Source organism: Pseudomonas sp. Z3-6 (assembly GCF_051131985.1).
Lineage (GTDB): Bacteria > Pseudomonadota > Gammaproteobacteria > Pseudomonadales > Pseudomonadaceae > Aquipseudomonas > Aquipseudomonas zanjanensis.
Map to the genome: position 1 here is coordinate 5974762 of NZ_CP071644.1, position 15010 is coordinate 5989771.

General features: G+C 59.1%; 12 protein-coding genes and 3 tRNA genes. All 15 read right to left on the reverse strand.

Going from position 1 to position 15010, the window contains the following annotated elements:
- Nucleotides 1-179 precede the first annotated feature (179 nt).
- Nucleotides 180-255: transfer RNA gene (locus J3P88_RS25980), tRNA-Thr, on the reverse strand.
- Nucleotides 256-380: 125 nt separating this feature from the next.
- On the reverse strand, nucleotides 381-2486 hold the full coding sequence (pnp, locus tag J3P88_RS25985; RefSeq protein WP_030139794.1) for a polyribonucleotide nucleotidyltransferase: 2106 nt from the start codon (nucleotides 2484-2486) through the stop codon (nucleotides 381-383).
- A 195-nt stretch (nucleotides 2487-2681) separates the two neighbouring features.
- Entirely contained in the window at nucleotides 2682-2951 is a 270-nt protein-coding gene (gene rpsO, locus J3P88_RS25990) for a 30S ribosomal protein S15 (RefSeq protein ID WP_011332409.1), read from the reverse strand.
- Between the two features lie 142 nt (nucleotides 2952-3093).
- A complete protein-coding gene (truB, locus tag J3P88_RS25995; protein WP_434572406.1) occupies nucleotides 3094-4011 on the reverse strand; it encodes a tRNA pseudouridine(55) synthase TruB in 918 nt (305 codons plus the stop codon).
- A 3-nt stretch (nucleotides 4012-4014) separates the two neighbouring features.
- A complete protein-coding gene (gene rbfA / locus J3P88_RS26000) occupies nucleotides 4015-4416 on the reverse strand; it encodes a 30S ribosome-binding factor RbfA (protein WP_434572408.1) in 402 nt (133 codons plus the stop codon).
- A 159-nt stretch (nucleotides 4417-4575) separates the two neighbouring features.
- Complete coding sequence (gene infB, locus J3P88_RS26005) at nucleotides 4576-7095, reverse strand: translation initiation factor IF-2 (protein WP_186705986.1); 2520 nt, start codon at nucleotides 7093-7095, stop codon at nucleotides 4576-4578.
- A gap of 27 nt (nucleotides 7096-7122) precedes the next feature.
- On the reverse strand, nucleotides 7123-8604 hold the full coding sequence (gene nusA, locus J3P88_RS26010) for a transcription termination factor NusA (RefSeq protein WP_003177868.1): 1482 nt from the start codon (nucleotides 8602-8604) through the stop codon (nucleotides 7123-7125).
- A gap of 59 nt (nucleotides 8605-8663) precedes the next feature.
- Entirely contained in the window at nucleotides 8664-9122 is a 459-nt protein-coding gene (gene rimP, locus J3P88_RS26015) for a ribosome maturation factor RimP (protein WP_053118762.1), read from the reverse strand.
- A 140-nt stretch (nucleotides 9123-9262) separates the two neighbouring features.
- A tRNA-Met gene (locus tag J3P88_RS26020) sits at nucleotides 9263-9339 on the reverse strand.
- Between the two features lie 97 nt (nucleotides 9340-9436).
- Nucleotides 9437-9522, reverse strand: a tRNA-Leu gene (locus J3P88_RS26025).
- 21 nt (nucleotides 9523-9543) lie between these two features.
- Entirely contained in the window at nucleotides 9544-9927 is a 384-nt protein-coding gene (gene secG, locus J3P88_RS26030; protein WP_025211789.1) for a preprotein translocase subunit SecG, read from the reverse strand.
- A 4-nt stretch (nucleotides 9928-9931) separates the two neighbouring features.
- A complete protein-coding gene (gene tpiA / locus J3P88_RS26035; RefSeq protein WP_186705985.1) occupies nucleotides 9932-10687 on the reverse strand; it encodes a triose-phosphate isomerase in 756 nt (251 codons plus the stop codon).
- A gap of 66 nt (nucleotides 10688-10753) precedes the next feature.
- Nucleotides 10754-12091 carry a phosphoglucosamine mutase gene (glmM, locus tag J3P88_RS26040; RefSeq protein ID WP_186705984.1) on the reverse strand — a complete coding sequence of 446 codons (1338 nt, stop codon included), beginning with the start codon at nucleotides 12089-12091 and terminating at the stop codon, nucleotides 10754-10756.
- A 16-nt stretch (nucleotides 12092-12107) separates the two neighbouring features.
- Nucleotides 12108-12959, reverse strand: coding sequence for a dihydropteroate synthase (folP, locus tag J3P88_RS26045; RefSeq protein ID WP_186705983.1), 852 nt, complete (start codon nucleotides 12957-12959; stop codon nucleotides 12108-12110).
- A gap of 8 nt (nucleotides 12960-12967) precedes the next feature.
- Nucleotides 12968-14881 carry an ATP-dependent zinc metalloprotease FtsH gene (gene ftsH, locus J3P88_RS26050; protein WP_053118351.1) on the reverse strand — a complete coding sequence of 638 codons (1914 nt, stop codon included), beginning with the start codon at nucleotides 14879-14881 and terminating at the stop codon, nucleotides 12968-12970.
- Nucleotides 14882-15010: the final 129 nt, after the last annotated feature.

Consider the following 15010-nt stretch of genomic DNA (forward strand, 5'->3'; position numbering starts at 1 on the left):
AGGCACAAATTTTTATGGGATTTACGCATATATCTAGATGTACCTCGGTTTACCAAAACCCTCCGATCACACCTACTCACTGACTTACAAAATTTATGAAAGCTCAACGAAACCTGATACATAAAAGCAAAAAGGCCCCGGAACGGACACCATTCCAAGGCCTTAACATATTTTGTTCATGGTGCCCGAGACAGGAATCGAACCTGCGACCTTCGCGTTACGAGTGCGCTGCTCTACCGGCTGAGCTACACGGGCGGTGGCTAAAACTAGCACCGTCCCCCGTAGCCAGGCAACCTGCCTGGCGGTGATTTTCACCACACAGCAAAACGCCCCGAACCAGTCGGGGCGTTTGCTTGTTCAGCAGCTAAGCGAGGGGGTGATTAAACGCCCGATGCCTTGGCTGCCGCGACGTCCTTGATGGACAGCTTGATACGGCCGCGGTTGTCCACGTCCAGTACCAGCACTTCCACTTCCTGGCCTTCCTTCAGGATGTCGGTCACTTTCTCGACGCGAGCATCGCTCAGCATGGAGATGTGAACCAGACCGTCCTTGCCCGGCAGGATGTTGACGAACGCGCCGAAGTCGACGATGCGTTCAACCTTGCCGACGTAGATCTTGCCGATCTCGGCTTCCGCGGTGATGCCCAGGACGCGCTGGCGTGCTGCTTCTGCCGCTTCCTTGGTTTCGCCGAAGATCTTGATCGAACCGTCGTCTTCGATGTCGATCGAAGCCTTGGTTTCTTCGCAGATCGCACGGATGGTCGCGCCGCCTTTACCGATGACATCACGGATCTTGTCGGTGTCGATTTTCATCGCAATCATGGTCGGAGCATTTTCCGACAGCTCGGTACGGGACTGACCGATGATCTGGTTCATCTGACCGAGGATATTCAGGCGCGCTTCCAGGGCTTGGCCCAGGGCGATTTCCATGATTTCTTCGGTGATGCCCTTGATCTTGATGTCCATCTGCAGTGCGGTGACGCCTTTGGCGGTACCGGCCACTTTGAAGTCCATGTCGCCCAGGTGGTCTTCGTCACCCAGGATGTCGGTCAGGACGGCGAACTTCTCGCCTTCTTTAACCAGACCCATGGCGATACCCGCAACCGGTGCCTTCATCGGCACACCAGCGTCCATCAGGGCCAGGGAAGCGCCGCAGACCGAAGCCATCGAGCTCGAACCGTTGGACTCGGTGATTTCCGATACCACGCGAATGGTGTACGGGAACACGTCAGCGGCTGGCAGCATGGCCTGGACCGAACGACGGGCCAGACGGCCGTGACCGATTTCGCGACGACCGGCGCCACCCATGCGACCACACTCGCCCACCGAGAACGGAGGGAAGTTGTAGTGCAGCATGAACGGGTCTTTCTTTTCGCCTTCCAGGGTGTCCAGCAGTTGCGCGTCACGGGCGGTGCCCAGTGTTGCAACGACCAGCGCCTGGGTTTCGCCACGGGTGAACAGGGCCGAACCGTGGGTCTTTGGCAGGACGCCGACTTCGATGTTCAGCGGACGAACGGTGCGGGTGTCGCGACCGTCGATACGCGGCTTGCCGTTTACGATGTTTTCGCGAACGGTGCGGTATTCGATTTCACCGAAAGCAGCCTTGACGTCGCTGGCCGATGGCTGGCCTTCTTCGCCGGAGAACTTGGCAACGACCTGGTCTTTCAGCTCGCCCAGGCGTGCGTAGCGGTCGGCCTTGATGGTGATGGTGTAGGCCTGGGAGATCGCGTCGCCGAACTCGGCACGGATCGCGCCCAGCAGCTCGGTGGCTTCTGGCTGTGGTGCCCAGGTCCAGGTTGGCTTGGCGGCTTCTGCGGCCAGTTCCTTGACGGCGTTGATCACCACCTGGAACTCGTCGTGGGCGAACAGCACGGCGCCCAGCATCTGGTCTTCGGTCAGCTCTTTGGCTTCGGATTCAACCATCAGCACGGCTTCGGAAGTACCGGCCACGACCATGTCCAGGCTCGACGCCTTCAACTGCTCGTAAGTCGGGTTCAGCAGGTAGCCGGTGCTTTCGTGGAACGCAACGCGGGCAGCGCCGATCGGGCCATCGAAAGGAATACCGGAGATAGCCAGGGCAGCCGAGGTACCGATCATCGCAGCGATGTCCGGATCGGTTTTCTTGCTGGTGGACACGACGGTGCAGACAACCTGCACTTCGTTCATGAAACCTTCTGGAAACAGCGGACGGATCGGACGGTCGATCAGTCGGGAAGTCAGGGTTTCCTTCTCGGAAGGACGGCCTTCGCGCTTGAAGAAACCGCCAGGGATCTTACCGGCCGCGTAAGTCTTTTCCTGGTAGTGAACAGACAGAGGGAAGAAGCCCTTGCCTGGATCGGCTTGCTTGGCACCGACAACGGTCACCAATACGCTGACGTCGTCGTCAACGGTGACCAGCACTGCGCCGGAGGCCTGACGGGCGATACGGCCAGTCTCGAGGGTAACGGTCGACTGACCGAACTGGAATTTTTTGATTACCGGGTTCACGGTGTCCTACCTTCTTTGTGGCTCTTGGGGAACTTGTCTTCTTGCGAAATTCTTGGGCAATGACGGGAATCGGCCCGACGCCTGTCCAGGGTAAAACGTGTATCCAGATAAAACTTGAGGCTGGGAGCCTGCCATGCGCCAGCGGGAAACCCCACTGACGTACGACAGACCACCAACCTCTAGCGCAATCGCTGATTAGCGACGCAGACCCAGGCGAGCGATCAGAGCACTGTAACGGCTCACGTCCTTGCCTTTCAGGTAGTCCAGCAGCTTGCGACGCTGGTTTACCATGCGGATCAGACCACGACGGGAGTGGTGATCTTTACCGTTGGCCTTGAAGTGACCTTGCAGTTTGTTGATGTTGGCGGTCAGCAGTGCAACTTGCACTTCTGGCGAACCAGTGTCACCAACAGCTTGCTGGTAGTCAGCTACGATTTGAGCTTTTTCTTGAACGTCGAGAGCCATGAGGCAATCCTTTTAGTCAGGAAACTGTTCCGAGGAACAGCTTCAACAGGCCAGGGACAAATCCCTGTATCTATAAATGAGTAGTGACCGTGCCTGTTAACAGCCACACTCGCCAACCCGCTGTTACGCAGGCTGGTTCCGGTCATTCCGACCGAATCAGTCGACGCGGCGCAATGCGCCCGTCTTCGCTCACTTCACCGATACCGATGAAACGACCGTTGTGATCCTGTACCCGGACCATGCCGAACTTCGGCGCATCCGGGGCGCGTACCGGCTGGCCGTTGAGCCAGTAGAACGCGCTGTGTTCCGAGAACTGCAAGAGCGGCCAATCCAGCAGGCCGCTGTCCGATGACATCAGGAAACGGTCGACCGCTTCGTTGCCGCCTTCGGCATGCACCGCTTCAAGCTCTTCCAGCGTGACCGTCTGGGCCAACGTGAAAGGCCCGGCCTGGGTCCGTCGCAATTCTGCCACGTACGCACCACAGCCGAGCTGCTCACCAATATCCTCCACCAGGGTGCGGATATAGGTGCCTTTGCTGCAATCCACGGCAAGCCGCGCAGTATTACCGTCAAAGGCCAGCAATTCCAAGCGCGCAATAGTAACAGAACGCGGTTCACGCTCCACTACTTCGCCTGCACGGGCCAGTTTATACAACGGCTGTCCATCGCGCTTCAAAGCGGAGTACATCGGCGGTATCTGACTGATTTGCCCGCGAAATTTCGGCAACACCGCTTCGACATCCGCCTGACCAACGGTCACCGGGCGCTCCAGCAAAACTTCACCTTCGGCGTCCGCCGTGGTAGTCGTCTTGCCCAGTTGCGCCAGGGTTTCGTAACCCTTGTCGGAATCGAGCAGGTACTGGGAGAACTTGGTCGCCTCGCCAAAGCACAGCGGCAGCACGCCAGTGGCCAGCGGATCGAGGCTACCGGTGTGCCCGGCCTTTTCAGCATTGAGCAACCAGCGAACCTTCTGCAACGCCGCGTTGGACGTGAACCCCAGCGGCTTGTCGAGGAGGATGATACCGCTGACATTACGACGGATACGTTTGACCTGAGCCACCGATTACTCCTTGGTGTCTTCAGGTTCAGCCACAACCGGGTGCTGGCTGTCTTCCGCCACGGCGCGCTCGATCAGTGCCGACAGATGCGCACCCCGGGCGACGCTTTCGTCGTAATGGAAGTGCAACTGCGGGACGCTGCGCAGCTTCATCTCCCGAGCCAACTGCATACGCAGGAAGCCGGCGGCCGAGTTGAGCACCTTGATGCTCTGGGCGATTTCTTCGGCGCTGTCCTGGCCCATCACGGTGATGAAAATCTTGGCGTGACCGACGTCACGGCTGACTTCCACTGCGGTGATGGTGACCAGGCCGACGCGCGGGTCTTTGACTTCGCGACGGATCAGTTGGGCCAGCTCGCGCTGCATCTGATCGCCGATTCGTTGGGTACGGCTGTATTCTTTTGCCATGTCTTGTTACCTGTTACTGCCCCACGGTGAAACCCGCGAGGTCTGAAAGCGGCAAACGCCCGGCCTGGCAAAAGCCAGACCGGGCGTTGCGTTTAGAGTCCGCCAGCCAGGCAGCGCATGTTCATGCGACTGCCCGGCGCGGCTCTTGAAGTGCGCGAGTTAGAGGCTGCGAGCAACCTGGACCTTCTCGAAGACTTCGATCTTGTCGCCAACCTTGACGTCGTTGTAGCTCTTGACGCCAATACCGCATTCCATGCCGGCACGCACTTCGGAAGCGTCATCCTTGAAGCGACGCAGGGATTCCAGCTCGCCTTCGAAGATCACGATGTCTTCACGCAGTACACGGATCGGACGGTTACGGTGAACGACACCTTCGATCACCATGCAACCGGCGATGGCACCGAACTTCGGCGAACGGAACACGTCGCGAACTTCGGCCACGCCCAGGATGTTCTCCCGGACGTCGCTGCCCAGCATACCGGTCAACGCTTTCTTGACGTCTTCGATGATGTCGTAGATCACGTTGTAGTAACGCATATCCAGGCCTTCCTGCTCGACGATCTTGCGAGCGCCGGCATCGGCACGCACGTTGAAGCCGAACAGTACAGCGTTGGAAGCCAATGCCAGGTTGGCATCGGACTCGGTGATACCACCGACGCCGCCACCGACCACACGCACTTGCACTTCGTCGTTACCCAGGCCATTCAAGGCGCCGTTCAACGCTTCCAGGGAACCACGGACGTCGGATTTGAGGACGATGTTGAGCGTCTTCTTCTCTTCCTGGCCCATGTTCTCGAAGATGTTTTCCAGCTTGCCGGCGTGAGCACGAGCCAGTTTGACTTCGCGGAACTTGCCTTGACGGAACAGAGCCACTTCACGGGCTTTCTTCTCGTCAGCCACAACGCTCATCTCGTCGCCAGCGTCCGGGGTACCATCCAGGCCGAGGATCTCGACCGGGATAGCCGGACCGGCTTCCTTGATAGGCTTGCCGTTCTCGTCGAGCATGGCGCGCACGCGGCCATAGTTCGAGCCGACCAGCACCATGTCGCCTTGACGCAGCGTACCGTCCTGGACCAGGACCGTTGCAACCGGGCCACGGCCCTTGTCGAGGCGCGATTCAACCACAACACCACGGCCAGGTGCCGAAGGCGTAGCGGTCAGTTCGAGAACCTCGGCTTGCAACAGAACGGCTTCGAGCAGTTCGTCAACGCCGGTACCCATCTTCGCCGAGACCGGAACGAATGGAGTGTCGCCACCCCACTCTTCGGAGGTCACGCCGTGGACCGACAGTTCGCTGCGGATGCGATCGAGATCGGCGCCCGGCTTGTCGATCTTGTTCACCGCAACCACCAGCGGCACGCCAGCAGCCTTGGCATGCTGAACGGCTTCGATGGTTTGTGGCATCACGCCGTCGTCCGCTGCAACCACCAGGATCACGATGTCGGTCGCCTTGGCACCACGGGCACGCATCGCGGTAAACGCGGCGTGACCCGGGGTGTCGAGGAACGTCACCATGCCGCGGTCGGTTTCAACGTGGTAGGCACCGATGTGCTGGGTAATACCACCCGCTTCACCGGCCGCCACCTTGGCGCGACGAATGTAGTCGAGCAGGGACGTTTTACCGTGGTCGACGTGGCCCATGACGGTCACGACCGGAGCACGGGAAACCGCCTCACCTTCGAACTTCAGGGACTCGGCCAGGGAGTCTTCCAGGGCGGTGTCGCTGACCAGGGTCACTTTGTGGCCCAGTTCTTCAGCAACCAGTTGGGCAGTTTCCTGGTCCAGTACCTGGTTGATGGTGGCTGGCGTACCCAGCTTGAACATGAACTTGATGATTTCAGCAGCCTTGACCGACATCTGCTGGGCCAGATCGCCCACAGTGATGGTCTCGCCGATCTTCACTTCACGCACGACAGGGCCGGTAGGGCTCTGGAAACCGTGGGCGTTGCGTTTCTTCAGCTTGGCCTTGCCGCGACCGCCACGACGGAAGCCGTCGCTTTCTTCGTCGGTGGTACGTGGCGCAACACGAGGTGCTGGCGCCTTTTCCTTGACCGAAGCACGATGAGGCGCGTTCTTGCGCTCACCGTCGCCGCTGCCACGACGGTTGTCGTCGGCACGTGGCTTGTCCGGACGACGCTGTTCGTCGCGCTTGCGAGTGTCGGCTGGAGCCGGGGCAGCAGCCACGACTGGCGCCGCTTCGCGCACAGGTTCGGCGGCCGGGGCAACAGCCTCGACGGCTTCTACCGGAGCGGTCTGCGCAGCAGCAGGCTGGCGGCGCGCTTCTTCTTCGGCGCGACGCTTGGCTTCTTCTTCAGCCTTCTGGCGAGCAGCATTTTCTACTGCGCGACGTTCTTCCTGTTCGCGTTTGCGCTCGGCTTCGATTTCTTCCGGGCTGCGCTGTACGAAGACTTTCTTCTTGCGTACTTCAACGCTGATGCTTTTGCTACCGGCAACACGCAGGGTGCTGGTGGTTTTACGCTGCAGAGTGATCTTGCGCGGTTCTTCCACTTTCGCCTTGTGACTGCTCTTCAAGTGAGTCAGCAGGGACTGCTTTTCACTGTCGGTCACATGTTCCTCGGCGGCGGTGTGCGGCAGACCTGCCTCACGCATCTGCTGCAACAGGCGCTCTACCGGTGTTTTGACCTCATCGGCCAGTTGTTTCACCGTGACTTGCGTCATGCACTTCTCTCCTCAGGCCGCGCCTAATTACTCGAACCAGTGGGCTCGGGCGGCCATGATCAACTTGCCGGCACGATCATCGTCAATGCCGTCGATGTCGAGCAGATCGTCAATAGACTGCTCGGCCAGGTCTTCGCGGGTAATTACGCCGCGCACCGCCAGTTCCATCGCCAAATCCTTGTCCATGCCCTCAAGCGAGAGCAGGTCTTCGGCCGGATGGGCGTCTGCCAGCTTTTCCTCAGTAGCGATGGCTTTGGTCAACAAACGATCCTTGGCCCGAGCGCGAAGCTCGTTGACGATTTCCTCGTCAAAGCCGTCGATGTTGAGCATTTCCTCCACCGGTACGTAGGCAATCTCTTCCAGGCTGGTAAAGCCTTCATCCACCAGCACCTGCGCCAGCTCTTCATCGACTTCAAGCTCTTCGATGAAGTTGCGCAGGATGTCGCCGGTTTCAGCTTGCTGCTTAGCCTGGATGTCCGATTCGGTCATCACGTTCAGGGTCCAGCCAGTCAATTGGCTGGCCAGACGCACGTTCTGACCACCGCGACCGATGGCCTGAGCCAGATTGTCTGCGCCAACGGCGATGTCCATGGCGTGGGCATCTTCGTCGACGATAATTGCCGCCACTTCAGCAGGCGACATGGCATTGATCACGAACTGAGCCGGGTTGTCGTCCCACAGGACGATGTCCACGCGCTCGCCGCCCAACTCGCCGGATACGGCCTGGACACGCGAACCACGCATGCCGATGCAGGCACCTTGTGGGTCGATACGCTTGTCCTTGGAGCGGACCGCGATCTTGGCGCGCGAACCCGGATCACGGGAAGCGGCCATGACTTCGATCAGGCCTTCAGCAATTTCCGGCACTTCGATGCGGAACAACTCGATCAGCATTTCCGGCGCTGTACGCGATAGGATCAGCTGCGGGCCCCGGTTCTCGGTGCGGATTTCCTTGAGCAGCGCACGCAAACGCACGCCAACCCGGAAAGTTTCGCGAGAAATGATGTCTTCGCGAGCCAGCAACGCTTCGGCGTTATTGCCCAGGTCGACGATCACGTTGTCGCGGGTGACTTTTTTCACGGTGCCGGAGATGATTTCCCCCAGGCGCTCGCGATAAGCGTCGACGACTTGCGCGCGCTCGGCTTCGCGAACCTTCTGCACAATGACCTGCTTGGCAGTCTGTGCAGCGATGCGACCGAATTCAATGGACTCGATTTTTTCTTCGACGACATCACCGACCTTGGCGCCCGGGTGCGTTTCTGCAACCTTGCTCGGCCAGGTTTCGATAGCTGGATCGTCCAGGTCGGCTTCCTCGACGACCGTCCAGCGACGGAAAGTCTCGTAGGCACCGGTGTGGCGATTGATCTCCACACGCAAATCAACTTCGTCTTCGAACCGCTTCTTGGTAGCAGTGGCCAGAGCCAGCTCCAGCGCTTCAAAAATAACGTTAGCCGGTACGCCCTTTTCATTGGATACCGACTCAACAACCAGCAGTACTTCTTTGCTCATCGTACGCCTCGCCTTTCGCAAGCCATTGGATCCGCGGGATCCGCAGTATCTGGCACGTATCAGTCAAAACTGGGAATAATGTTGGCCTTGTCGATCATATCGATCGGCAACAGGAACTCATGGTCATCTACCTGCACCACGACGTCCTGCTCTTCTACACCGCGCAGAAGGCCTTGGAAGTTGCGTCGACCTTCGAAAGGCGAGCGCAGCTTGATCTTCACTTGTTCACCGGCAAACAAAGCGAACTGTTCAAGTGTGAACAGGGGGCGCTCCATGCCAGGCGAGGAAACTTCAAGGGTGTATTCGGAGGTGATTGGATCTTCAACATCCAGCACACCGCTGATCTGACGGCTGACGATGGCGCAATCGTCCACCAACACGCCGCCTTCCTTATCGATATAAACGCGCAACAGTGAGTGGCGACCTTGAGCCGAAAACTCAATACCCCAGCATTCATAGCCAAGGGCCACGACCACCGGGGCCAACAAGGCCTGCAACTGTTCTAGCTTGCTCGACACCTGAACCCCCTCGTGCATGTTTGTGCATGCTGTGCAAATAAAAAAAAATGGGCGAATCGCCCATCCCTGAAACGCCGTCGAACAGCGGCGTTATAAAGTGTCCAGCTAACAAAAAGCCCCTTGGAAGGGGCCCCTGAAACTGGTTGCGGGAGCCGGATTTGAACCGACGACCTTCGGGTTATGAGCCCGACGAGCTACCAGACTGCTCCATCCCGCGACAAAGCTGGGGCGGAAGTATACGACCGATCCCTTACAGGGTCAATGTAACCCTTCCACCTACAAGAAAGCCCGCAATCGCGGGCTCTCCTGATAATTGGTACCGAGAAGGGGACTCGAACCCCTACACCCTATGGGCACAACCACCTCAAGGTTGCGTGTCTACCAATTCCACCACCTCGGCAATACAGCGTTTGAAACCTTCTTACTTCTGCTCTTGAGCTGGAGGCACGTCAGTCGCCGGGTTGGCCGACTTTTGCTCTTGAAGCACCGGGACATCATCAGAAGCCGGTTGTTGCTTTGGCGCTTCCAATACCGCTGGGTTTGGCAGACCTACTTGAGTCAGCTCGTGAGCTTTCTCTTTAGCAAAGTAACCTAACCCTAAGCTGGTTATGAAGAAACCGGCGGCAAGTATAGCAGTAAACTTACTGAGAAAGGTAGAGGAACCTTGGCTTCCGAACACAGTATTTGAAGCACCTGCACCGAAAGACGCACCAGCATCCGCACCTTTACCCTGCTGCAGCAATACGAGAGCAACTACGCCCAGTGCACCCAGCAGATGAAAAACGACTACGACTGTTTCCAGCATTTTTTCAGTTTCCCGCGGCGCGACAGATCGCACCGAACTCATCTGCATTCAGGGACGCTCCACCAATGAGCCCCCCATCGATATCCGGCATGCCGAACAGTTCGACCGCATTGGCCGCCTTCACGCTGCCGCCGTATAGAAGCCGCACACCTCGTGCCACTTCAGAATTCTCTGCCGCCAACTGCGCGCGGATGGCTGCGTGCACATCCTGCGCCTGTTGCGGCGAAGCAGTCAGCCCAGTGCCGATGGCCCAGACTGGCTCGTAAGCAATGATCGCCTTTGCAAAAGCACCGACACCCAGCTCCTCGATGATGCTGCCCAGCTGACGCTCGACAACCTCAAGGGTCTTGCCGGCCTCACGCTGCTCGCGGGTTTCCCCTATGCACAACACCGGAGTCAGACCACAGGCCTGGGCCGCAGCAAATTTGCGGATCAAGGTCTTGTCCTGCTCGCCCATGATCTGGCGACGCTCGGAGTGCCCGACCAGGACCAGGGAACAACCTGCATCCACCAATTGACTCGGTGCAATCTCACCGGTCAACGCACCTTGCATGGCTTCCATCGCAGAGTTCTGCGCGCCGACCGAAATCGACTTGCCCTTCAAGCCATCAATCACTTGATTGATATACAAGCAAGGCGGGAAAACCGCGACATCAACACCGCTTGGCAAGGCCAGATGACGAAGGCCATTGATCAGCTCAGCGACGCTGGCGCGGGTACCGTGCATCTTCCAGTTACCAGCTACCATAGGGCGACGCATGCTGTACCTCGTCGGTCAAAGTGGGCGCAGATGTTACCCAACGGATTCATGACTGGCAAGCCGAATTCAGGCAGAAACTTCAGTAACCAGTTTTGCCAGCTCTTCGGCATAACCGCGAACTTGCGCTTCATCCTCGCCTTCGACCATGACACGCACCAACGGCTCTGTGCCGGACTTGCGCAACAACACGCGTCCACGCCCCGCCATCGCTTGCGTTACGCGCTCGCTGGCCTGCTTGACCTTCGCATGCTCGAGAGGGTTTACACCGCCACCGAAACGTACATTGATCAACACTTGCGGGCATTTGCGCAACGCCTGGCGCGATTGTGCGAGCCCCTCGTTGCGCGCCTTGAGTGCCATCAGCACCTGCAAGGCCGCGATGATCGCATCACCGGTGGTGGTGTGGTCGAAGCACACGATGTGGCCGGAGTTCTCGCCCCCGATCACCCAGTTGCGCTCCAGCAACTCCGAGATCACGTAGCGGTCGCCCACATTGGCCCGCACGAACGGGATATCCAAGTCCGCCAGGGCCAGTTCCAGCCCAAGGTTACTCATCAACGTGCCGACCACGCCGCCCTGCAGCTTGCCACGCCCATGCAGGTCGCGAGCAATGATGAACAGCAGCTCGTCACCATCGACAACCGTGCCGGTGTGATCAACCATCAGGACGCGATCACCGTCACCATCGAAGGCGATCCCCAGATCAGCCTGCTCGGCCAGCACCGCAGCCTGCAACGCCTCGGTATGGGTGGAACCACAGTTGTGGTTGATGTTCAGGCCATTGGGCTGAGCGGACAGCACCACCACTTCGGCGCCCAGTTCGCGAAAGACGCTCGGCGCGACCTTATAGGTTGCCCCGTGGGCGCAATCGACGACGATTTTCAGGCCAGAAAAACTGGTGCCGGTCGGCACACTGCCTTTGCAGAACTCGATGTAGCGACCCGACGCATCGTTGATCCGCGACACCTTGCCGATCTTGCTCGACTCGACCACCGTCATCGGGGTGTCCAGCAGCTCTTCGATCATCAGCTCAATATCATCCGGCAGCTTGGTACCCTGGCCGGAGAAGAACTTGATGCCGTTGTCATCATGGGGGTTGTGCGAGGCACTGATCACGATGCCTGCCTGGCCTTGGAACGTACGGGTCAGGTAGGCGATGGCTGGCGTCGGCATCGGGCCGAGCAGCATCACATCGGCGCCCGCCGATGTCAGGCCGGCTTCGAGGGCCGATTCGAACATGTAGCCGGAAATTCGCGTGTCCTTGCCCACCAACACCTTGCAGGCGCCCATCTTGCGGAACGCCATGCCGGCGGCCCAGCCGAGCTTGAGCATGAAATCAGGGGTAATGGGGTATTCGCCGACCCGACCACGAATACCGTCGGTGCCAAAATATTTCTTGCTCATAAGTGCTCCGTCATTCTTATTCGGCTGAATCCACAGCTGCGATCATCCGCACGACATCCATCGTTTCGGCCACATCGTGCACGCGCAATATGCGTGCACCTTTACCAAGGGCCAAGGCCGCCAGGGCGAGACCGCCATACAGGCGCTCGCCCACCGGGCGACCCAAGGCATTGCCTATCATGCTCTTTCGCGAGACCCCGACCAACAGGGGCCGCCCCAGGGCATGCAAGGCTTCCATATGTTTGAACAGGCTCAGGTTGTGTGCCAGTGTCTTGGCAAAGCCGAACCCGGGATCAAGAATGATCCGCTCGGCAGGGATGCCCACGGCAGCACACTGACCCAGACGCGCCACGAGGAACTCACCCACTTCCCGGGTGACGTCATCATAGTGCGGGTCGTTCTGCATGGTCCCCGGTTCGCCGAGCATATGCATCAGGCACACCGGCAACCCCGTGTCCGCCGCAGCATCCAGGGCACCATCGCGCTGCAAGGATCGAACATCATTGATCAGGCCCGCCCCCAGCCGTGCAGTTTCGCGCATGACCGCAGGCGTGGATGTATCGACCGAGATAATGACATCGAGCTCGCGATGGATGCGCTCGACAATCGGCGCCACCCGCTCCAATTCCTCGGTAGGCGAGACCGCCCGCGCGCCCGGCCGAGTCGATTCGCCCCCCACATCGATCAGCGTTGCGCCGGCGGCCACCATGGCCTCGGCATGCCGCAGTGCAGCATCGAGCTGGCTGAATCGACCACCATCGGAAAAGGAATCAGGGGTGACATTGAGAATGCCCATGACATGTGCATGGGCCAAATCAAGAACCCGGTTGCCGCAAGGCAACCGGGTCGAGGACTGAACAGAAGTCATTTCAAGCCTTAGACATCAGCGGCCGGGCCGCCAATCGGTGTTTCCGGACGCTCACCCTGTACCGCCGGTGGCGTGCCGGAAGTACCGGTACCGCCGCCCGACCAGTCACGCGGTTCACGAGGCTCGCGCCCCGCCATGATGTCGTCGATCTGCTCGGCATCGATGGTTTCATACTTCATCAGGGCATCGGCCATGGCATCGAGCTTGTCACGGTTGTCCGTGAGAATCTGCCGGGCAGTGCCATAACACTGGTCGATGATGCTGCGCACTTCGGAGTCGATCAGCTTGGCCGTCTCGCCGGAGAAGCTTGCATGCTGGCCACCGCCACCACGACCGAGGAACACCTCGCCCTCTTCTTCGGCATACATCAGCGGACCCAGCTTCTCGGACAGGCCCCACTTGGTGACCATGTTCCGGGCGATCTGGCTGGCACGCATGATGTCGTTGGACGCCCCCGTGGTCACACCGTCGAAGCCCAGCGTCATTTCTTCAGCGATACGGCCGCCGTACAACGAACAGATCTGGCTGATCAATGCTCGCTTGGACAGGCTGTAGCGATCTTCTTCCGGCAGGAACATGGTCACGCCAAGGGCACGACCGCGCGGGATGATCGAGACTTTGTAGACCGGATCATGCTCGGGCACGACACGACCGACGATCGCGTGGCCCGCCTCGTGATACGCGGTGTTCTGCTTTTCTTTCTCCGACATGACCATGGATTTGCGCTCCGCGCCCATCATGATCTTGTCCTTGGCCAGCTCGAACTCCTTCATTTCCACGACGCGCTTGCCAGTGCGAGCAGCAAAGAGCGACGCTTCGTTGACCAGGTTCGCCAGGTCAGCACCGGAGAAGCCCGGCGTACCACGCGCGATGACGGCCGGAGCAACGTCGTCACCCATTGGCACCTTGCGCATATGAACCTTGAGGATCTGCTCGCGACCACGAATGTCCGGCAGCCCCACCACGACCTGGCGGTCGAAACGACCTGGACGCAGCAGCGCAGGGTCAAGTACGTCAGGACGGTTGGTGGCGGCAATCACAATGATGCCGTCGTTCATTTCAAAACCGTCCATCTCGACCAGCAACTGGTTGAGGGTCTGTTCACGCTCGTCGTGACCGCCACCCATGCCGGCGCCACGATGGCGACCGACGGCGTCGATTTCGTCGATGAAGATAATGCAGGGTGCGTGCTTCTTGGCCTGTTCGAACATGTCGCGGACACGACTGGCGCCCACGCCGACGAACATTTCGACGAAGTCGGAACCGGAAATCGTGAAGAACGGCACCTTGGCTTCACCGGCAATCGCCTTGGCCAGCAAGGTTTTACCGGTACCGGGCGGACCGACCATCAGCACGCCACGAGGAATACGACCGCCCAGGCGCTGGAACTTGCCCGGATCGCGCAGGAATTCAACCAGCTCGCCGACTTCTTCCTTGGCTTCGTCGCAACCTGCGACGTCGGCCAAGGTGGTTTTCACCTGGTCTTCGGACAGCAGCCGGGCCTTGCTCTTGCCAAAGCTCATCGGCCCGCCCTTGCCTCCACCGCCGCCCTGCATCTGGCGCATGAAGAACATGAACACGGCGATGATCACCAGGATCGGGAAGCTGGCGACCAGGAGCTGGGTCCAGATGCTTTGCTGCTCAGGCTGCTTGCCTTCGACCACGACATGGTTGTCCACCAAGTCACCGATCAAGCCATTGTCCTGGATTGCCGGACGAATGGTCTTGAAGCTGTCGCCATCGGTGCGCTTGCCGGTAATCACATAGCCATCAACGGCTACACGCTCGACCTTGCCATCCTTGACCTGCTGGATGAAGTCGGAATAGTTGAGGGTCTGCGGCTCGTTAGGACTGGAGAAGTTGTTCATCACAGTCACCAGGACAGCGGCGATGATCAACCACAGGATCAGATTCTTTGCCATATCGTTCAATTAACTACCCTCTGAAGCAAGCTCCGCTACTGGCGCGCTTCGCATGATATTCACCGGCCTAACTTACTACATTACCTACGACTCTGGCAGGCGCCGTCTGTAACCCTTTGTGAAACACTT

Coding starts and splice junctions, on each gene's coding strand:
- secG (WP_025211789.1), bottom strand. CDS start 9,927: ATGCTGGAAACAGTCGTAGTCGTTTTTCATCTGCTGGGTGCACTGGGC.
- tpiA (WP_186705985.1), bottom strand. CDS start 10,687: ATGCGTCGCCCTATGGTAGCTGGTAACTGGAAGATGCACGGTACCCGC.
- nusA (WP_003177868.1), bottom strand. CDS start 8,604: ATGAGCAAAGAAGTACTGCTGGTTGTTGAGTCGGTATCCAATGAAAAG.
- glmM (WP_186705984.1), bottom strand. CDS start 12,091: ATGAGCAAGAAATATTTTGGCACCGACGGTATTCGTGGTCGGGTCGGC.
- ftsH (WP_053118351.1), bottom strand. CDS start 14,881: ATGGCAAAGAATCTGATCCTGTGGTTGATCATCGCCGCTGTCCTGGTG.
- folP (WP_186705983.1), bottom strand. CDS start 12,959: ATGACTTCTGTTCAGTCCTCGACCCGGTTGCCTTGCGGCAACCGGGTT.
- infB (WP_186705986.1), bottom strand. CDS start 7,095: ATGACGCAAGTCACGGTGAAACAACTGGCCGATGAGGTCAAAACACCG.
- rpsO (WP_011332409.1), bottom strand. CDS start 2,951: ATGGCTCTCGACGTTCAAGAAAAAGCTCAAATCGTAGCTGACTACCAG.
- rbfA (WP_434572408.1), bottom strand. CDS start 4,416: ATGGCAAAAGAATACAGCCGTACCCAACGAATCGGCGATCAGATGCAG.